Below are 18,949 nucleotides of genomic sequence, written 5' to 3'. Positions count from 1 at the left end.
CGTCCCCCCGTCAGACCCAGCCGTCCGGCATACCGCCCAGGCCGCCCTTCGGCCCGCCCGGCCCGGAAGATCCGCCAGGTCCCCCGGGGGGGCCGCCGAGACCCGGCCGGCCGTCGACGCCCGGGAGGCCACCGCGTTCCCGGCGGGCCCGGGCGACCTGCTCCCGCTCTCGGGCCACGTCGGCCTGGCTCAGCGCCGCCGACGTCTCGACCCGCACCGTCAGCGGTCGGNCGGCGAGACCCTCGTGGGTGGCCGTGACCTCGAGGATGCCGTCGAAGCCCATCCGAAAGACGATCTGGATCTGCGACCCGGCCGGGAAGCCGGGCGGGATGCCGGTGATCTCGGCTTCGGCTATCACCTTGTTGTCCTCGACCCGGGTCGACTCCAGGCCGCCGGCCTGTTCGACCACGTAGACGGTGACGGCGTCCTGGTCGTCGCGCACGGTCCCGAAGGACCGCCGGACCGCGATCGGCAGCCGGTCGTTGCGGTGCACCAGGAACACCGCGCCCTGCTCGCCGAGGCGGCTGAGTGCCAGCACGCCGAAGCCGCGGGAGACGACATTGACAACCTGTACCTCGACGGTCCGACGCACCCGCTGGGCGGGCAGGCCGAGCGCGTCGGCGAGCCGCCGGCAGGCCGCGTCCAGATCGGCCGGGGCGGCGGCGTCCACCCCGGCGCCGTCGACGAGCTGGCCGCGGGTGACCAGATCGGCGAGCACCAGCCGTTCCAGGGCCTTCTTCTCGCCGTAGACGGCGGCGCCGCGGGCGACCGCGAGATCCGGGTCGGACAGTTCGACGGGCACCCCGAACTCGGCGGCGAGCCGGCGGGCCACGGCGGGCATCCGGGAGGCACCGCCGACGAGCAGGATCCGGTCGATGCCGCGGACCCCGCGGGCGAGCGCCGCGTCGCGGGCGGCCCGGGTCAGGGCGACGGTCCGGTCGAGCAGCCCGGCGGTGAGCCGTTCCAGCTCGTCGCGGGTCAGCACCACCCCGGTGCGGCGGCCGGCGTGCTCGACGACGACGGTGGTGGTGGCGACGTCGGTGAGGTCCCGGCGGGCCCGCTCGGCGGCGAGCAGCAGCGCCTGGGAGCCCGCTCCCTCGTCGAGAGGGTCCGGGGCGCCCGGATGTTCGGTGAGGAACCGGTCGCACAGGTGCAGCACGATCTTCTCGTCCCAGTCGGCGCCGCCGAGCTGATGGTCGCCGTCGATGGCGACGACGGCGACCCGCCGGTCCGCGAGCTCGACGACGGTGACGTCGAACGTGCCGCCGCCCAGGTCGTAGACGAGGGCGACCTCCTCTGCCGCGGTGCCGGGTCCACCGAGGCTACGCCGGCTGCCGATCTCGAAGCGGGCGAACCCGTAGGACAGGGCCGCCGCGGTCGGCTCGTTGATGACATCGACGACGTTGAGCCCCGCGTACTCGCCGGCCAGCACCGTCGCCCGGCGCTCCTCGTCGCCGAAGTACGCCGGAACGGTGATCACGACGTCCTCCACCCGCTCGCCGGTGGCAAGCGCCGTGTCGGCGACCAGCGCCTTGAGGATCAGGCCGCTGACGGCCGGCGCGGACCAGGCCGCACCCTGGGTGATGAAGCGCCAGTCGCCATCGCCCATCCGCCTCTTGACCAGCGAACAGACGTCGTCGGGTCGGGCCCGGGCAAGCTCGCGGGCGGTCTGCCCGGTGAGGTAGTCGTCCGTGCCCACGAACAGCACGACGCTCGGCAGCGTCAACGCGCCGTCGGACAGCGGCACGATCTGCGGCTCCCCGGCGCCCGACACGCGGGCCAGGCAACTGAACGTCGTGCCCAGATCGATTCCGAAGACGCTGCGGGTACCCGCCGGCGGCCGGCAGTCGACATGTCCGACCACACCCGGAAACCTATCTTTCGCGGTGGAGCCGCCCCGCGCAGGACACCCGGCGACTGATCCAGCTCGAGCCGGTCAGTCCAGCTCGAGCCGGTCAGTCCAGGTCGAGCAGGTGCTCCAGGCCGACGGTCAGGCCGGGACGGTCGGCGATGCGTCGCACGGCGAGCAGCACGCCCGGCATGAAGGAGGTGCGGTCGTAGGAGTCGTGCCGCAGGGTCAGGGTCTCCCCCGCGCCACCGAGCAGCACCTCCTGGTGGGCGACGAGGCCCGCGAGGCGCACGGCGTGCACGGGCACGCCCGCGACCCGGGCGCCGCGGGCGCCGTCGAGCGCCGTGGCCGTCGCGTCCGGCCCGCCCGGCGCGAGTCCGGCGGCCGTGCGCGCCTGCGCCACGAGCTCGGCCGTGCGCCGGGCGGTGCCGCTCGGCGCGTCGACCTTGTTGGGATGGTGCAGCTCGACGATCTCGACGGAGTCGAAGAAGCGGGCGGCGCGGGCGGCGAACATCATCATGAGCACGGCAGCCACCCCGAAGTTCGGGGCGACCAGCACTCCGACCTTCGGCGCGTCGCCGAGCCAGCCGCGCACCGTGGCCAGCCGCTGGTCGTCGAAGCCGGTGGTGCCGACGACGACGTGCCGGCCCGCCTCGACGCACCAGCGGACGTTGTCGAGCACCGCGTCCGGCGTGGTGAAGTCCACGACCACGTCGGCCGCCGCGAGCGCGTCCCGGTCGTCGCCGACATCGAGCGCGGCGACGAGCGCGAGGTCCGGGGCGGCCTCGACGGCGGCACACACCGTCGACCCCATGCGGCCACGTGCACCGAGAACCCCCACCGTGAGCTGCTCGCTCATGCCTCTCCCCTCCGTGGCGGACGCCGATCGCCGCCCTCCGCCGCCGCGGCCGAACCGGCCGTCCGTGGGCCCGGGCCGGGCCCACGACTCAACGGGCGACGGCCGCGCCGAAGTCGTGGTCGTCGAACGGCCCGATGACGCCGAGCGCCCAGGGCTGCTCGACGAGCGTCGCCGCCACCTGCGTGACGTCGTCCAGGGTGACCGCGTCCACCCGGGCGATGATCTCGTCGACGGACAGCAGCTCGCCGTGGACGAGCTCACTCTTGCCGAGACGGCTCATCCGCGAGCCGGTGTCCTCCAGGCCGAGGACGAGAGAGCCGTGGCTCTGTCCGCGGGCGCGGTCGAGCTCCTCGGCGCTGATCCCGTGCTCGGCGATGGACCGCACCTGGTCCCGGGCGATCGCCAGGACCTCGTCGGCACGCTTGGGGGCGCAGCCGGCGTAGACGCCGAACAGGCCGGCGTCGGCGAAGTGCGACGCGAACGAGTACACCGAGTACGCCAGGCCCCGCTTCTCGCGGACCTCCTGGAACAGCCGGGAACTCATCCCACCGCCCAACGCCGTCGAGAGCACCCCGAGCGCGAAGCGGCGCGGGTCGTGCCGGGACAGACCGACCGTGCCCAGCACGAGGTTCGCCTGCTCGGTGGGCCGCTCCGACACGACGATGCCGGGCGCCGGCGGGTAGTCGTAGCGGCCGGCGCGCACCGCCGACGGATCCCCGGCCGACGTCAGATGGTCGCCGAAGGCGTCCGCGACGAGCGCGAGCACACGATCGTGCTCCAGGTTCCCGGCGACCGAGACGACCATCGCCGGTGGGACGTACCGGGAACGGTAGTAGTCGGCGATCGTCTCGCGGCCGAGCCCCTCGATCGACTCGATCGTGCCGAGCACCGGCCGGCCGAGCGCCGACGCGCCGAGCATCGCCTCGGCGAAGACGTCATGGACGACGTCGCCAGGGTCGTCCTCGTGCATGGCGATCTCCTCGAGGATCACGCCACGCTCGGCCTCGACGTCGTCGGCGGTCACCAGCGAGTTGGTGACCATGTCGGCGACGACGCCGACGGCCATCGCGAGGTCGGAGTCCAGCACCCGCGCGTAGTAGCAGGTGTACTCCTTGCTCGTGAACGCGTTGAGGTCACCGCCGACCGCCTCGACCGACGCGCTGATCGTCAGGGCGTCCCGGGTCGGGGTGCCCTTGAACAGCAGGTGCTCGAGATAGTGGGAACAGCCGGCGGTCACCGGGGTCTCGTCCCGCGAGCCGACGCCCACCCAGACGCCGATCGCGGCCGAGCGGACCCCGGGGACGCGCTCGGTGATCACCCGCAACCCGCCGGGCAGCACGGTGCGCCGCACCGCGCCGCCCAGCAACGTCTCGCTACTGGAGCCCCCGGCGAGCAGGCGGGCCACCCGCTCACCGGCGTCCGCGGCGCCTCGGACCGAGGTGCCGGTGCCGTCGGTGGAGCGGGTCAGGTCAGGGGTGGGGGTGTCGGACACGGCGGGCCGTCAGGAAGCCGCCGCCGCGTCCGCGGCCTCGGCGCTCGGAGAAAGGCTGATCTTGCCGCGGGCGTCGATCTCGGTGATCTCCACCTGGAGCTTCTGTCCCACGGTCAGCACGTCCTCGACCTTCTCCACCCGCTTGCCGCCCGAGAGCGTCTTGAGCTTGGACACGTGCAGCAGGCCGTCCCGACCCGGGGTGAGCGAGACGAACGCCCCGAAGTTGGTGATCTTGACGATGGTACCGAGGTACCGCTCGCCGACCTCGGGCATCTGCGGGTTGGCGATCGCGTTGATGGCCGAGCGGGCGGACTCCGCCGAGGGGCCGTCCACCGCACCGATGTAGATCGTGCCGTCGTCCTCGACGGTGATCTCGGCACCGCTGTCCGCCTGGATCTGGTTGATCATCTTGCCCTTGGGCCCGATGACCTCGCCGATCTTGTCGACCGGGATCTTCACCGAGATGACCCGCGGGGCGTGCGCGGACATCTCGTCCGGGCTGCCGATCGCCTCCGCCATGACGTCGAGGATCGCCAGCCGCGCGCCGCGAGCCTGCTGCAGAGCCGAGGCCAGCACCGAGGCGGGGATGCCGTCGAGCTTGGTGTCGAGCTGCAGGGCGGTGACGAAGTCGCGGGTGCCGGCGACCTTGAAGTCCATGTCGCCGTACGCGTCCTCGGCGCCGAGGATGTCGGTCAGCGTGACGTAGGCGTCGTCGGCGTGCACGAGTCCCATCGCGATGCCGGCGACCGGCGCCTTGAGCGGCACACCGGCGTTGAGCAGGGACAGCGTGCTCGCGCAGACCGACCCCATCGACGTCGAACCGTTGGAGCCCAGCGCCTCGGAGACCTGCCGGATCGCGTAGGGGAACTCCTCGCGGCTGGGCAGCACCGGCAGCAGCGCCCGCTCGGCGAGCGCGCCGTGGCCGATCTCGCGCCGCTTCGGCGACCCGACCCGGCCGGTCTCGCCGGTGGAGTACGGCGGGAAGTTGTAGTTGTGCATGTAGCGCTTGGTCCGGTCGGGGTTGAGCGTGTCGACCGTCTGCTCCATGCGCAGCATCGCCAGCGTGGTGACGCCGAGGATCTGCGTCTCACCCCGCTCGAACAGCGCCGAGCCGTGCACGCGCGGGATGTAGTCGACCTCGGCCGACAGCTCCCGGATCTCCGTCGTCGACCGGCCGTCGATCCGCACGCCCTCGGTGACGATGCGGGAGCGGACGAGCTTCTTGGTCAGCGCCCGGTAGGCGGCGCCGATCTCCTTCTCCCGCCCCTCGAACTGGGCGGCGACCTTCTCCGCGGCCAACTGGCGGACCCGGTCGAGCTCGTTCTCCCGCTCGGCCTTGCCGGCGATGCGCAGCGCGGCGGACAGCTCGTCGCCCACGGCGGCGGACAGGGCCTCGAGCACGTCGTCGTGATGGTCGATGAAGACCGGGAACTCCCGCGTCGCCTTGCCGGCCAGCGAGGCCAGCTCGCTCTGGGCCCGACACAGCTCGCGGATGGCGGGCTTGGCGGCCTCCAGACCCGCGGCGACGACCTCCTCGGTCGGCGCGGGCGCGCCGCCGGCGATCAGCTCCACCGTGCCCGGAGTGGCCTCGGCCTCGACCATCATGATCGCCACATCCGAGCCGTCCTCGACGACGCGACCGGCCACGACCATGTCGAAGGTGGCCCGGGCCAGCTCCGAATGCGTCGGGAAGGCGATCCACTCGCCGTCGACGTACCCGACCCGGGTCGCGCCGATCGGGCCGGTGAAGGGCAGTCCGGACAGGGTCGTCGACGCGCTGGCCGCGTTGATCGCGACCACGTCGTAGAGCGTGTCCGGGTCGAGGGCCAGCACCGTGGCCACGACCTGGATCTCGTTGCGCAGCCCCTTGGCGAACGAGGGGCGCAGCGGCCGGTCGATGAGGCGGCAGGTGAGGATCGCGTCCTCACTCGGCCGGCCCTCGCGACGGAAGAACGAGCCGGGGATCCGCCCGGCGGCGTACATCCGCTCCTCGACGTCCACCGTCAGCGGGAAGAAGTCGAGCTGTTCCTTGGGCTGCTTGCTGACCGTCGTCGCCGAGAGCACCATCGTGTCGCCCAGGTAGGCGACGGCGGAACCGGCGGCCTGCCTGGCCAGCCGACCGGTCTCGAACCGCACCGTACGGTTTCCGGCCGGGGTCGCAATGACCGCCTCGGCCGCATGTGTCGAGTCGTCCACTCGAACCACTCCATCCTCTTCGTCGGCCGGGTCCACGCAGCCGATCTTGTTCTCCGGCCGTGTCCGCGTCTCGAGGATGCCGGTGCTCAGTCGAAGCCCCCGGGGAGGGCATTGCCCGCTCCCGGCGACCACGACCGAGGACCGGCGGCTCTCGCCACCACGGATCCCGGCCAGCTCCTCCGATCCGCCGGCGGAGACCTCCGCCGGCGGGCGACGCATCTGGTATCTACCCCCGATGCGTCAGAGGGAGCGTCCCCGAAGGGCCGCTCCCTCTTCGCGCTACCGCCGTAGCCCGAGTCGCTCGATCAGGGCCCGGTATCGGTTGATATCCGTCTTCGACAGGTAGTTCAGCAGCCGGCGGCGGCGCCCTACGAGCAGGAGCAGACCCCGGCGGCTGTGATGATCGTGCTTGTGCACCTTGAGGTGCTCGGTCAGGTCGCTGATCCGACGGGTCAGCATCGCGACCTGCACCTCGGGCGAGCCGGTGTCCCGCTCAACGGTGGCGTAATCGGACATGATCTTCTGTTTGACGTCGCTCGCGAGCGGCACGCTCCACCCTCTCCTTCTGCTTCGGGACGGCGCGCGCCCGGGGTCTTCCTCACCCGAACCGACCGCCGGACCACGGCCTCATCGCCGTGTGGTCCGGACACGCCGCACCCGCCTGGACCCGAAGCCTATCAACCCGAGGGGAACCGCTCGGGCACCGGTGACCCCCGTACCCGCGGACCTCCACCCGCGGCCGGGCTCCCCGACCGGGCCGACGCTCAGCCGGGGCCCACGCTCAGACGGGCAGCGTGACCGTTCTGGTCGCCTCGACGTCGACAGCCATCTGCGTGACGAGCTCATCCACCGACTCGAAACGCAGCGTCGGACGCAGGCGGCTGGTGAACTCGTAGGCCATGTACTCGCCGTAGAGATCCCCGTCGAAGTCCAGCAGAAAGGCCTCCACCCGCCGCTCCCGGCCGGCGAACGTCGGGTTCGTGCCGATCGAGATCGCGGCGGGCTGGCGGCGGCCGTCCCAGCAGGCGAACCCGGCGTACACCCCGTCGGCCGGCACCGCCGCCCACGGCGTCACCTCGACGTTTGCCGTCGGGTAGCCGATCGTCCGGCCGCGGGCGTCACCGTGCACCACCACGCCCTCGACCCGGTGTGGTCGGGCCAGGGCCACCGCGGCCGACTCCACGTCGCCCTCGGCGACGCGGCGGCGGATCTCGGTCGAGGACAGCACCCGGTCCCCCGAGCGGACCAGGCGGACCCCGTCGACCTCGAACCCCTCCCGAGCCCCGTCCGCCGCCAGCGTGGCCAGCGTGCCGGCGGCCCGGTGGCCGTAGGTGAAGTTCTCCCCCACCACGACCACGCTCGCGCCGAGCCGCTCGACCAGCATTCCGTGCACGAACTCGGCCGGGGGGAGCTGGCTGAAGTCCAGCGTGAACGGCTGCACGCACAGCGCGTCGACGCCGATCGCCGCAAGCAGCTCGGCCTTGTGGCGCAACGTCGTCAGCAGGGCCGGATGGCTGCCGGGGCGCAGTACCTCCCCCGGATGCGGATCGAAGGTGAGGACGACGGCCCGCTCGCCGCGGTCCCGGGCGCGACGCACCGCCTGCCCGATGATCTGCCGATGCCCGAGGTGCACCCCGTCGAAGAAACCGATCGTGACGACCCCGCCGCGCCACTCGGCCGGCGTGTTCTCCGCCCCTCGCCACGTTTGCACGTGGGAAGCCTAGGACATTCTCGCGCGGTACGGTCGAGCGCCGCCCGCCCCCTGCCGCGCACGGGGGTCAGGCCGGGGCGAACACGACCAGCGAGCGGACCGCCTCGGCGCTTTCCTCGACCAGTGCCAGCACGGACCCGTCCGGGCCGAACACGCCGTAGGTGCCCGGCCGCCCTACCGGCGCCAACCGGCGGCCGTGGCGCACGTCGACCGCCGCGTCCCCGGCCACGTCCCGGCGCGCGAAACCGGCCGAGACGGCCTCCGACAAGCCGATGACCGCCCCCGCGCCCAGCTCGGCGAACGTGTCGAGGCTCACCGCCCGGCCCAGCCCGAACGGCCCCACGACGGTGCGCCGCAGCGCCGTCAGGTGCCCTCCACAGCCCAACGCCGCCCCGAGGTCACGCGCGAGCGCCCGGATGTAGGTCCCGCTGGAGCAGCCGACCGTCACGTCGAGATCGCAGCCCCCCTGGTCCGCCGCGCCGTCGGCGGCGCGGCGGGCGAGCAGGTCGAAGCGGTGCACCGTGACCCGGCGGGCGGCGAGCTCGACCTGCTCACCGGCCCGCACCCGGGCGTAGGCGCGTACCCCGCCGACCTTGACCGCGCTGACGCTCGATGGCACCTGGTCGATCGACCCGGTCAGGGCCGCCATCGCCCGCGCGAGCCGCGCGGGGTCGACGTCGACGGGCCGGTCCTCGAGTGGCTCGCCCTCGGCGTCGTCGGTCGTCGTGGTGCGACCGAGTCGGATCGTCGCGTCATACACCTTGTCCGTGAGCGCGAGGTGACCCAGCAGCCTCGTGGCCCGGCCGGCGCCAAGCAGGAGCACGCNGGTCGCCATCGGGTCGAGGGTGCCGGCATGACCGACGCGGCGTTGACCCAGGATGCGCCGGGCACGGGCGACCACGTCGTGCGAGGTGAGCCCGGGCGGCTTGTCGACGACGACCAGCCCGTCGACCTGCGGCCCCCCCGCCGGGCGGGATCCCCGCGGGCTCACCGGACGCTCACGGCCGGCCCCCGCCCGGCCCGACCCTGGGCGGGGGCGACTGCGGAGGTGCGCCCAGCGGCAGCGTCGGGGCCGGTCAGGGCCCCGCCCGCGGGGTCGGCCAGCCGCGGCGCCAGAGCCAGCGCCGCCCGCACCGTGTCCATGAGCTCCGGCAGCTCCGCGCTCGTCACGAAGCCTGCGGCCAGCCGGTGGCCGCCGCCCCCAAGACCGGCACACAGCGCGCCGACGTCAACGCTCCCCTTGGACCGTACGGAGACCTTCCAGACGCCGTCGTCCTGCTTGCAGATCACGGCGACCTCGGCCTCGGACGCCGTACGCAACGTGTCGATGAAGCCCTCGATCTCGTCGTAGTCCAGCCCCGAGGCCCGCAGGTCGGCCTGGGCGCACCAGGTCCAGGTCAGGTCGTGCTCGGGTTCCAGCCGGGCCCGGCCCAGCACCTCGCCGAGGAGCTTGAGGTAGCCGAACGGGTGGGTGTCCCACAACGCCCGACTGATCAGATCGTGCCGGATGCCGGTGGCCAGCAGGCGCGCGGCCAGGCGGTGCACCGCGGGCGTCGTCGCCGCGAACCGGAAGGAGCCGGTGTCCGTGACCAGGCCGGTGTAGATCGCCGCGGCCAGGTCCGCGTCCAGCGCCACCCCGAGGGCGTCGATCAGGCCGACGACCATCGCGCTGGTCGACGCGGCCTCGCTGTCGACGAGGTTGAGGTCGCCGAAACGGGTGTTGGAGGCGTGATGATCGACGACGACCATCCGGCTGCCGGCGGTGATCTGGGCGAGTCGGCCGAGCCGGGACCGGCTGGCCGCGTCCAGGCAGACCACGAGACCCGGCCGGGCGGTGATCGCCACCGGATCGACGAGCAGCTCCTGGCCGGCAAGGAAGCGCAGGGTCCGGGGAACGGCGAAGGGCTCGGCGTCGAAGGACACCCTCGGCCGCGCCCCGAGCGTCCGCAGCGCCAACGCGAGGGCCAGCGCCGAACCGAGGCTGTCACCGTCGGGATTGACGTGCGCGACGAGCAGGATGTCGCCACCGGCGTCGGCGGCCGCCGCCAGCGCGGCCACCACGGCCGCCCGGTCGGCCGCCACGAGATCGCTCGCGTCGCTCATCGCCCGTCCCATCGCCGTGTCCGTGGCCCACCGGCGCGCCGGCGGTTCGTCCCCTTGGAGCGGCTTATCACTCTCAGCGCCCGACGGTCGGCTCGCCGCCGGGTGATGCCGGATACACCTGGTGACCGCCGACCGCGCCGGCCTCCCGAGCCCTGGCATCTCCGCCCAGGGCATCGTCCGCGTCGAACTCCTCGACATCGTCGAACTCGTCGACGATGTCGGTGTCCACGTCGTCCTCGACGTCGTCGTCGGCGGTCCGCGGACGGCGGTAGGGATCGTCGTCGCCCGCCGGCCGGGCGTCGCGGCGCACCTCGGCGAGCCGGGCATCCCGCTCCCGGGCGACGCTGATCAGCTCCTCCAGGTGCTTGGCGTCGTCGGGCAGCCGGTCGTGCACGAAGGTGAGGGTCGGGGTGACCTTCACGCCGGTGGCGCGGCCGACCTGGCTGCGCAGCAGCCCGCGAGCGGACTCGAGGGCCTCCGCCGACGCACGGCGTGCGGCCTCATCGCCGTACACGGTGTAGAACACGGTCGCGTCGACCAGGTCGGGTGTGACCCGCACTTCCGTGACCGTCACCATGCCGAGGCGGGGATCCTTCACGCCTCGTTCCAGCGCGGACGCGACCACCTCACGAATTCGCACGGCCAGCTTCCGTGCCCGGGCCGGATCAGCCACCGTAGACCTCCTCGCTCCGTGTTACCTCGGCGTCGTTCCCGCCGCGATCCCGCCCACTCGGAGACGCCACCGTGACCGATACCGCGCGGGGATCGCTTCCGCACGGGAGACAGCTACCGCGCGGGAGTTCCCGCCGCCCGCCGGATGCCCGATCGCCTGGGCGACGCCCGGGGCAGGCGCCTGGCGCCCTCCGGCGAGCGGCTCAGTCGAGGGTGCCCGCCGACAGGTGGGACTGCCCGTCAGCGTCGTCCTCGGCCAGGCAGCGCTCGCGCGCGGCGAGGATCTCGACCTCGGGGCGCCCTGCCACCAACTGTTCACAGGCGTGCAGGACCTCGATGCAGTGCGCACGGTCGGCGGCGACGACCGCCATCCCGATCTCGGCCCGCCGGTGCAGGTCGAGATGCCCCGTCTCGGCGACGCTGAGGGCGAACCGACGGCGCAGTTCGGCCACGATCGGCCGGACCACCGAGCGCTTCTCCTTCAGCGAGTGCACATCGCCGAGCAGCAGGTCAAGGCTGAGAGTCCCGATCCACATGATCGCCTCCCGCGGTGCGACACGGACCGCCGGTGCCGGCCGGACGCGCAGGCGCCCGACCGGCCGGCACCGACCGGCAACGTGCCTCAGACGCGGGGAACCTCCCGCTGCTCGAAGGTCTCGATGACGTCGTCGACCTTGATGTCGTTGAACGACCCGAGACCGATACCGCACTCGTAGCCCTCACGGACCTCGGTCGCGTCGTCCTTGAACCGCTTGAGCGACTCGACCGTGAGGTTGTCCGCCACGACCACGCCGTCGCGGATGAGACGGGCCTTGGTGTTGCGGCGGATGATGCCGGAGCGGACGAGCGAACCCGCGACATTGCCGATCCGCGGCACCCGGAAGACCTCGCGCACCTCGGCGGTACCGAGCTGCGCCTCCTCGTAGACCGGCTTGAGCATGCCCTTGAGGGCGTTCTCGATGTCCTCGATGGCCTGGTAGATCACCGAGTAGTACCGGACCTCGACACCCTCGCGATCGGCCAGCTCCGTCGCCTTGCCCTGCGGGCGGACGTTGAAGCCGATGATGACCGCGTCCGACGCCGACGCCAGCATGACGTTGGTCTCGGTGATCGCACCGACGCCCCGGTCGATGATCCGCAGGCCGACCTCGTCGCCGACATCGATCTTGAGCAGGGCGTCCTCGAGAGCCTCGACCGAACCGGAGACGTCGCCCTTGAGGATGAGGTTGAGCTGGGTCTTCTCGCCCTCCTTCATCCGCTCGAGGATCGTCTCCAGCGTCGGGCGGCCACGGCTGAGGGCGAGCTCGGCATTGCGCTCCCGCGCCTGCCGGCGCTCGGCGATCTGGCGGGCGACCCGGTCCTCGGGCACCACCAGGAAGTTGTCACCCGCGTCGGGAACGCTGGTGAAGCCGAGCACCTGCACCGGGCGGGCCGGACCCGCCTCGGTCACCTGACCGCCGTGCTCGTCGAGCATCGCCCGAACCCGGCCGAACGCCTCACCGGCGACCACCGAGTCGCCGACCCGCAGCGTGCCGCGCTGGACCAGCACGGTCGCCACCGGGCCACGGCCGCGGTCGAGCCGGCCTTCGATCGCGACGCCCTGCGCCTCCGTACCCGTCGGGGCCCGCAGGTCCAGCGAGGCGTCGGCCGTCAGGATGATCGCCTCGAGCAGCCCGTCGATGTTCGTCTTGTTGCGGGCGGAGACGTCGACGAACATCGTGTCGCCGCCGTACTCCTCGGCGACCAGGCCGTACTCGGTGAGCTGACCGCGCACCTTCGCCGGGTCGGCGCCCTCCTTGTCGACCTTGTTGACGGCCACGACGACCGGCACCCCGGCCGCCTGGGCGTGGTTGAGCGCCTCGATGGTCTGCGGCTTCACCCCGTCGTCGGCCGCGACCACGAGGACCACGATGTCGGTGACCTGGGCACCTCGGGCACGCATGGCGGTGAACGTCTCGTGACCCGGGGTGTCGATGAAGGTGATCGGCCGCTCGTCGCCGTCGACCGTGGCCCGCACCTGGTAGGCGCCGATGTGCTGGGTGATGCCGCCGGCCTCGCCCGCGACCACGTCGGTGAAGCGGATGGCGTCGAGCAGTTTCGTCTTGCCGTGGTCGACGTGACCCATGACGGTCACGACCGGCGGCCGGATGCTGAGCTCGACGTCGTCGCCGTACTCGCCGCCGAAGGACAGGTCGAAGCTCTCCAGCAGCTCCTTGTCCTCGTCCTCCGGGCTGACGATCTGCACTTCGTACCCGAGGGTCACGCCAAGCAGTTGCAGCGTCTCGTCGGTGCAGGACTGCGTCGCGGTCACCATCTCACCGAGCTGGGTGAAGACGACCTGGACCAGCGCACCGGGATTCGCGTCGATCTTGTCCGCGAAGTCGGCCAGCGAGGCGCCACGCGGAAGTCGGATGGCCTGCCCGTTGCCACGGGGGACCATCGCGCCCATCCGCGGCGCCTCCAGGCCGCTCTCCCACTCCTGCCGCTTCGCGCGCTTGGACTTGCGCTGACGGCCCGGACGGCCGCGGCCACCGGGGCCGAACGCGCCCGCCGTGGTACCGCCACGCCCGCGGCCACCCGCCGCGGGACGACCGCCACCGCCGCCACCGGGACGACCGGGGGCACCGGCACCGCCGCCGCCACCGCCACCACCGGGACGACCGGGAGCGCCGCCGCGACCGGCGAAACCGCCGGGACGCGGGCCGCCACTGCCGCCGCCACCACCGGGACGACCCGGTGCGCCGCCACCGGGACGACCGGGAGCGCCGCCCGCGGGACGGGGCTGGAACATGTTCGCGTTGGGCCGCGGACCGCCGCTACCACCCGGCCGCGGCGGCATCCCGCCGGCACCACCAGGGCGTGAGCCGGGACGCGGCGGCATCGAGCCGGGCGAGGGGCGAGGACCACCGGCGCCGGGAGCACCGGGGCGAGGGCCACCCGGGCGAGGACCCGGGCGCGGCGCACCCGGGCGCGGCGGAGAGGCCGGGCCGGAGCCGGACTGACCGGCCGACTGGCGGGGCCCGGCGGACGGCGTCGTGTACGGGTTGTTGCCGGGCGCGGACGGCCGGGGGCCGGGGCGCGGACCGGGACGAGGGCCACCGGCGGACGGACCGCTGGGAGCGCTGCCGCCGGGCGGCGGAACCGGGGCGCCGGGACGCCCGCGGCCGGGGGCCGCGGGGCCGGCGGGACGCGGGCCGGGCCGGGGGCCCGACGGAGCGGCCGGGGAGGACACCGGAGGAGCCGACGCCGCGGCGGGCGGCGGCGCGGCCGCGCTCGCCGCGGCGGGCCGCGGCGGGGATGCCTGCACGCTCGGCGCCGGAGCGCCAGGTGCCGGCGCACTCGGTGCCGGCGGTGCGGCCGGGCCGGGACGACCGGCCGGGCCGGGACGACCGGGGACGGGACGAGGGCCGGGACGAGGCGCGAGGCCCGGGCGCGGCGGCGCTGGGCGGGCGCCGTTACCGGGCGCCGGCCGACCGCCAGGACGCCCGCCCGAGGCGGGCCCGCCCTCGGTGGGGAAGGCTTCCTTCAGCTTGCGGACGACGGGGGCTTCGACGGTAGACGAAGCGGACTTCACGAACTCGCCCAGATCCTTGAGCTTGGCGAGCACGGTCTTGCTGTCGACACCAAGCTCCTTGGCGAGCTCGTGTACGCGGGCCTTTCCTGCCACGGTGCTCCTTCGTTCGGCCCGCGGTCCGTGCCCGCGTGACCTCGTTACCTGCCGGTCGTGATCATGGCTGGGTGCTCATTGAGCGATCATCACTGTCTCGACCTGCTTCCCTGTCGACGTCATCTGGCGCCGCCTCCCGGACCGGGCGCCGTCGCTGGCGGCGTCCGTCCCGTCTGATCCGGGCGCTCCGCTGCCGCGGACCACCCCCGTACCACCTACCTTTACCCGACTTTCGTCCCGTCCGGAGCCCTTACGGCGACCGGATCCCGCGGACGGGATCCGGCTGCCGCGGGGCGGAACCGCTCCAGGTACAGCCTGACCTGCACCGACCCGAGCGGGCCTGACACCCGCAGCGCTCGCGGAAACGCCTTACGACGCTCCGCGAGATCGAGACAGGCCAGATCCGGATGCACGTGCGCACCCCGACCATGCATACGGCGACGAGCATCCGGCAGGAGCTCGCCGCTGTCCACGACGATACGCAAGAGGTCGGAACTCGGCGCACGGCTTCGACATCCGATACAGGTACGGACGGGCTCCGCACGACACGCCATCATAAGTCTATCCCGTCCGACCCCGGGAGTGGCCACCCGCGGTGGGAGAGCGGCGCGGAACCCCGGGTGGCCCGGACCTCCGCGGCGCACCCGCCGGCGGCGGCTCGGCGGCGGCCGGCGGCCCGCCGGCCCGGTCCTCGGTGTCGGAGTGGATGTCGATGCGCCATCCGGTCAGCCGCGCCGCCAACCGCGCGTTCTGTCCCTCCCGACCGATCGCCAGCGACAGCTGGTAGTCGGGGACGACGACCCGCGCCGACCGACTCGCCAGATCCGTCACCTCGACCCGGGCCACCCGAGCCGGCGACAGGGCGCTGCCGACGAAGGTTGCCGGGTCGGCCGACCAGTCGACAATGTCGATCTTCTCCCCGTGCAGCTCGGCCATGACGGCACGCACCCGGCTACCCATCGGCCCGATGCAGGCGCCCTTGGGATTGACCCCGGCCACCTTGGAGCGGACGGCGATCTTGCTGCGGTGACCGGCCTCACGGGCGATCGCGGCGAGCTNGACCGTGCCATCGGCGACCTCGGGGACCTCCAGTCGGAACAGGCCCTTGACCAGCTCAGGGTGGGTTCGCGAGAGGGTCACGGTGGGACCGTGCGGCCCGCGGGCGACGTGCACCACGTAGCACTTGATCCGGTCGCCGTGCTCGAGCCGCTCGCCGGGGACCTGCTCGGCCGGCGGCAGAACACCCTCGATCGTGCCGAGATCGACCAGCACCACCTNGGAGCCGGCACGCTGCTCGTGATGTTGCACCACGCCGGAGACGACCTCGTGCTCACGGTCGGCGTACTGCCCGTAGGTGACCTCCTGCTGCGCCTCCCGGAGGCGCTGCATGATCACCTGCTTCGCCGTCATGGTCGCGATCCGGCCGAAGTCGGCCGGCGTGTCGTCGTACTCGCGACTGGTCCCGTCGGGACCCTGCTCGCGGGCGAGAACGGACACCTCCCCCGTCGTCCGGTCGATGACCACCCGGGCGTCGGGAGCCGACCCGGCCGTGTGGTGATACGCCGTCAGCAGGGCCGTCTCCATCGCCTGCACCAAGGTGTCGAAGGCGATGTCCTTCTCCCGCTCGATACCGCGCAACGCGGCCACGTCGAGCTTCACCGGGTCATCTCCTCACCGGCCGCGCCCTGGGCGTCGGCCTGGCGGCCCTCGTCGTTGGATACCGGCCCCGGCGACGCCGGGTGATCGTCCTGATCGTCCCGCGTCGCACCATCACGGGCGGCGTGCGCCTGCGGCGCCTCGGCGCTCACGCCGGAGTCCGGCGCGTCCGGCGTGTCCCCCGACGGTTGTGCCGGCGACTCACCGGAAAGATCATCATACCCCTCGGCCGCGAACTCGACCTCCACCGTCGCCCGCTCGACCTGCGCATAGGTCACCCGCGCGACACGACGCCGCTGCGGTCGCCCGCGCCGGGCCGGGCCGGTGGCAACGGCCAGATCCGCCCCGGCCTCGTCGGCGGACAGCACCCGACCGGACAGGACGTCCCCGGCGCTGTCCCGCACGGTCACAAGCCGCCCGACGGCGCGGCGCCAGTGCCGGGGCGCGGTCAGCGGCCGGTCGACCCCCGGGGAGGTGACCTCCAGGACGTAGGGCCCGGCGCTGAGGCCCTCGCCCGCCGCCTCCGCCGCGTCGAGCAGGTCCGAGACCACCCGGCTGGCCTCGGCCACCGCGTCCAGGTCGATGCCGCCGTCGCGGTCCACCGCCACCCTGACCAGGCTGCGCGAACCGGCCCGGCTCACCGTCACATCCTCAAGATCGAAACCCGCCCCGGCCAGGCCGGACGTCAACCGGTCGCGCAACGCCGGCCGGACGGTCCCCGCCCGCCGAGCCGCTCCGGATGAGCCTCGGCCCCGTCCGTGACCGGACTCCCCCGCCCCTGACACCTGGTCCGTCCCTTCTCGTGTTCACGCCTGCCCTGATCGTCTCGCCGCCCCCTGCCGGCCGGCCACCCCCCGACCGTCCGGGCCCCGGGCGGCCACGCCGCCGGCCACCGGCGACCGGCCACCAGGGGCGATACCCAGGTTCGGCCGGACACCACGGATGCACCGCCGGGTTGCCCGGCGACGACGCACGGAGGTCCCCGCCGACGGGGGACCTCTGCCCACGAACCCACCGGGCCACGGCGACGGCGAACAGGATGAGATCCATAGCCTACGTCCGCCGCCGCGCCGGCCGGCCGCGGCCCGCGCGCCGCGGTACCGCCGGCAGGCGGACGGATCGCCCGGGCGGGTCGCACGGCGGTCAGCCCGGCCGGCGGAATGTGCGAAGCTCGGAACCGTGGACCCGGCGTTGCGCATTCCCGTCTCGCGGCGGCGGATCCTGCTGGGACTCGGCGGGCTCGTCCTCGCCGACGCCGTCGGGGTGGCCGGCTGCACGACCACGGTCTCGCCCTCGACCGCGTCGAACGGCGGGCTCAGCGCGCCGGACACGGCCGCGGCGCGGGGCGCGATCGACCGCGCCATGACGTTGGCGGCGGCCTACCGGACCGCGGCCGAACGCCATCCGTCCCTGCGTCCCCTGTTCGACCCGCTGCGCGCCCATCACGAGGTCGCCGTGTCGACGCTGGGCGCGCAGGTCCCCGCCGCAGTCGCGACGATCCCGGCGGCCGGAGTGACCGGCTCGACCCCGGCGGCGTCCGCACCCGCCGGGCCCACGCCGGCCGGGGCGGCGGCCACCCCCGTCGTCGACGACTCGCCCCCGGCCCGCGCGGCGACGCTGGCCTCGCTGCGCGCCTCCGAGAGCGGCGCGACGGCCGCGGCGCGCACCGACAGCCTGCGCGTGAGCGGCGTGCTCGCGCCGTTGCTGGCCAGCCTGCACGCGGCCGGGGTCGCGCAGGTGGAGCTGCTCGACCTCTACAGCGCGCAGGTCGGCGCAGGCCAGCCGGCCGCGACCGCCGGCAGTGTCGGCGGTGTCGGGAGTGTCGGGTGACCCCTGGTGGGCGGGACGGGCGGGTCGTCGCGGCCGTCCCCGCCGCGACGGGGACGGCCCGGGAGAGCCCTGCGGCTGCCGGGCCGGCGACCGCCGTGGCCGCCCTGAACACGATGCTCACCGCCACCCACGCCGCGATCTACGCCGCCGCGACGGCGGGCGGTGCGCTCGCGCCGCTGGGCCCCACGGCCGCCGGCGCCCGGGAGCTGGCCCGGCTGAGCTGGGTCGCCCATCAGGCGCTTCGCGACGACCTCATCGCCGCGATCGGCGCCCGCGGCGGTCAGCCCTCCCCGGCCCTGCCGGCCTACCGGATCCCCACGACGCCGGTCAGCGTCACCGCCTCGCTGACCCTGCTGGCCCAGATCGAGGACGCCTGCGCCGCGGCGGCCCACGACGCCACAGCCGTCCTCGTCGCCGACGCCCGGGCGCTGGCCGTCGACGCTCTGGGCGGGGCGGCCGTACGGGCCCAGCGGGCGCGCCTCGCGGCAGGCCTGCCGCCCGCCACGGCCACCCGCGCGCTGCCGGGCGCGTCGTGAGCGCGCGGCGATCCGCTAGCCCTGTCCTTCGCACGTTCGTGCGATGTGACAGTTCCGTGATCTTTTGGTTGTTCCGTGTCGGGTTTGCCGCGGGGTGGAGTGGTGGGCCTGGCACGGTTCCCGCCTGTGACGGTCGTGGCGGGTTATGGACCTCCGAGCGTGGAGAAGATGCTCGGCGCGCTGCCGGTCGTGCGGGACTTCCTGCGCCGGCTTGGGGTGGCCAGCGTCGTCGACCGACTCTGCCCGGTCCGCGAGGACGCCCGGCTGACCCACGGCCAGGTCATCGAGGTCCTCATCGCCAACCGGTTGACCTGCCCGACCGCGATGGTCCGGGTCGCCGACTGGGCGGCGGCCTGGGCGGTCGAGGAGGTCTTCGAC

The 18,949-nt window shown here is 73.7% G+C and carries 16 protein-coding genes and 5 pseudogenes; 3 read left to right on the top strand and 18 right to left on the bottom strand.

Annotated elements, in window-relative coordinates:
* Nucleotides 1–10: 10 nt before the first annotated feature.
* The 18 genes and pseudogenes from UK82_RS37735 to rimP form a co-directional block, all read right to left on the bottom strand.
* Nucleotides 11–230 (bottom strand): annotated as a pseudogene (locus tag UK82_RS37735) (Hsp70 family protein); the annotation flags it as partial.
* Between the two features lies 1 nt (nt 231).
* Nucleotides 232–1,864, bottom strand: a 1,633-nt coding sequence (locus tag UK82_RS14425) for an Hsp70 family protein (RefSeq protein WP_236705929.1), incomplete at its 3' end; no start/stop codon positions are given.
* 91 nt (nt 1,865–1,955) lie between these two features.
* Nucleotides 1,956–2,708: a 4-hydroxy-tetrahydrodipicolinate reductase gene (gene dapB, locus UK82_RS14420; RefSeq protein WP_044883803.1), complete on the bottom strand. Its 753-nt coding sequence runs from the start codon at nt 2,706–2,708 to the stop codon at nt 1,956–1,958.
* 88 nt (nt 2,709–2,796) lie between these two features.
* A complete protein-coding gene (locus tag UK82_RS14415; protein ID WP_095211956.1) occupies nt 2,797–4,200 on the bottom strand; it encodes a pitrilysin family protein in 1,404 nt (467 codons plus the stop codon).
* A gap of 9 nt (nt 4,201–4,209) precedes the next feature.
* Nucleotides 4,210–6,396, bottom strand: coding sequence for a polyribonucleotide nucleotidyltransferase (locus UK82_RS14410; RefSeq protein WP_055407774.1), 2,187 nt, complete (start codon nt 6,394–6,396; stop codon nt 4,210–4,212).
* Between the two features lie 279 nt (nt 6,397–6,675).
* The gene (rpsO, locus tag UK82_RS14405) at nt 6,676–6,945 is read right to left on the bottom strand and encodes a 30S ribosomal protein S15 (protein ID WP_009742365.1); all 270 of its coding nucleotides are present in this window, start codon (nt 6,943–6,945) and stop codon (nt 6,676–6,678) included.
* Between the two features lie 232 nt (nt 6,946–7,177).
* A complete protein-coding gene (locus tag UK82_RS14400) occupies nt 7,178–8,107 on the bottom strand; it encodes a bifunctional riboflavin kinase/FAD synthetase (RefSeq protein WP_044883804.1) in 930 nt (309 codons plus the stop codon).
* Between the two features lie 67 nt (nt 8,108–8,174).
* Nucleotides 8,175–8,932: pseudogene (truB, locus tag UK82_RS14395) on the bottom strand (tRNA pseudouridine(55) synthase TruB); the annotation flags it as partial.
* 1 nt (nt 8,933) lies between these two features.
* A pseudogene (truB, locus tag UK82_RS37730) lies at nt 8,934–9,098 on the bottom strand (tRNA pseudouridine(55) synthase TruB); the annotation flags it as partial.
* Nucleotides 9,095–10,222 carry a bifunctional oligoribonuclease/PAP phosphatase NrnA gene (locus UK82_RS14390; RefSeq protein ID WP_044883806.1) on the bottom strand — a complete coding sequence of 376 codons (1,128 nt, stop codon included), beginning with the start codon at nt 10,220–10,222 and terminating at the stop codon, nt 9,095–9,097. The pseudogene truB (UK82_RS37730) and the gene UK82_RS14390, both read right to left, overlap by 4 nt.
* Nucleotides 10,223–10,283: 61 nt before the next feature.
* Nucleotides 10,284–10,883, bottom strand: coding sequence for a 30S ribosome-binding factor RbfA (gene rbfA, locus UK82_RS14385; protein ID WP_044883807.1), 600 nt, complete (start codon nt 10,881–10,883; stop codon nt 10,284–10,286).
* Nucleotides 10,884–11,085: 202 nt separating this feature from the next.
* Nucleotides 11,086–11,418, bottom strand: coding sequence for a DUF503 domain-containing protein (locus UK82_RS14380; RefSeq protein WP_044883808.1), 333 nt, complete (start codon nt 11,416–11,418; stop codon nt 11,086–11,088).
* An 86-nt stretch (nt 11,419–11,504) separates the two neighbouring features.
* On the bottom strand, nt 11,505–14,549 hold the full coding sequence (gene infB, locus UK82_RS14375) for a translation initiation factor IF-2 (RefSeq protein WP_055407670.1): 3,045 nt from the start codon (nt 14,547–14,549) through the stop codon (nt 11,505–11,507).
* Between the two features lie 221 nt (nt 14,550–14,770).
* Nucleotides 14,771–15,103 carry a YlxR family protein gene (locus tag UK82_RS31450; RefSeq protein WP_082121692.1) on the bottom strand — a complete coding sequence of 111 codons (333 nt, stop codon included), beginning with the start codon at nt 15,101–15,103 and terminating at the stop codon, nt 14,771–14,773.
* A 7-nt stretch (nt 15,104–15,110) separates the two neighbouring features.
* Nucleotides 15,111–15,607, bottom strand: a pseudogene (locus UK82_RS37725) (transcription termination/antitermination protein NusA); the annotation flags it as partial.
* 1 nt (nt 15,608) lies between these two features.
* Nucleotides 15,609–15,826 (bottom strand): annotated as a pseudogene (locus UK82_RS37720) (transcription termination/antitermination protein NusA); the annotation flags it as partial.
* A 1-nt stretch (nt 15,827) separates the two neighbouring features.
* Nucleotides 15,828–16,208, bottom strand: a 381-nt coding sequence (locus UK82_RS37715; RefSeq protein ID WP_304438050.1) for a NusA N-terminal domain-containing protein, incomplete at its 3' end; no start/stop codon positions are given.
* Nucleotides 16,205–16,990 (bottom strand): ribosome maturation factor RimP, encoded by a 786-nt coding sequence (gene rimP, locus UK82_RS14365; RefSeq protein WP_055407665.1) that lies wholly within the window; start codon nt 16,988–16,990, stop codon nt 16,205–16,207. The genes UK82_RS37715 and rimP, both read right to left, overlap by 4 nt.
* Nucleotides 16,991–17,396: 406 nt before the next feature.
* Between rimP and UK82_RS14360 the strand changes: the two genes are divergently transcribed.
* From UK82_RS14360 to UK82_RS14350, 3 genes are all read left to right on the top strand, one after another.
* The gene (locus UK82_RS14360; RefSeq protein WP_236705927.1) at nt 17,397–18,035 is read left to right on the top strand and encodes a hypothetical protein; all 639 of its coding nucleotides are present in this window, start codon (nt 17,397–17,399) and stop codon (nt 18,033–18,035) included.
* Nucleotides 18,032–18,571, top strand: a complete 540-nt coding sequence (locus UK82_RS14355; protein ID WP_082121682.1) for a DUF4439 domain-containing protein — start codon at nt 18,032–18,034, stop codon at nt 18,569–18,571. Before UK82_RS14360 ends, UK82_RS14355 begins: the two co-directional genes overlap by 4 nt.
* A gap of 126 nt (nt 18,572–18,697) precedes the next feature.
* Nucleotides 18,698–18,949: DUF4277 domain-containing protein (locus tag UK82_RS14350; protein WP_152989899.1), on the top strand; the 252-nt coding region annotated here is incomplete at its 3' end.

This window comes from Frankia sp. ACN1ag, assembly GCF_001414035.1.
GTDB classification, from domain to species: domain Bacteria; phylum Actinomycetota; class Actinomycetes; order Frankiales; family Frankiaceae; genus Frankia; species Frankia torreyi.
Note: the sequence above shows the minus strand (reverse complement) of the source record. Positions and strands in the feature narration are given on the sequence as shown.

What these genes read in the sequence shown, in the direction of transcription:
- dapB (WP_044883803.1), bottom strand. Translation starts at nt 2,708, where the DNA reads ATGAGCGAGCAGCTCACGGTGGGGGTTCTCGGTGCACGTGGCCGCATG.
- UK82_RS14390 (WP_044883806.1), bottom strand. Translation starts at nt 10,222, where the DNA reads ATGGGACGGGCGATGAGCGACGCGAGCGATCTCGTGGCGGCCGACCGG.
- UK82_RS14380 (WP_044883808.1), bottom strand. Translation starts at nt 11,418, where the DNA reads ATGTGGATCGGGACTCTCAGCCTTGACCTGCTGCTCGGCGATGTGCAC.
- UK82_RS31450 (WP_082121692.1), bottom strand. Translation starts at nt 15,103, where the DNA reads ATGGCGTGTCGTGCGGAGCCCGTCCGTACCTGTATCGGATGTCGAAGC.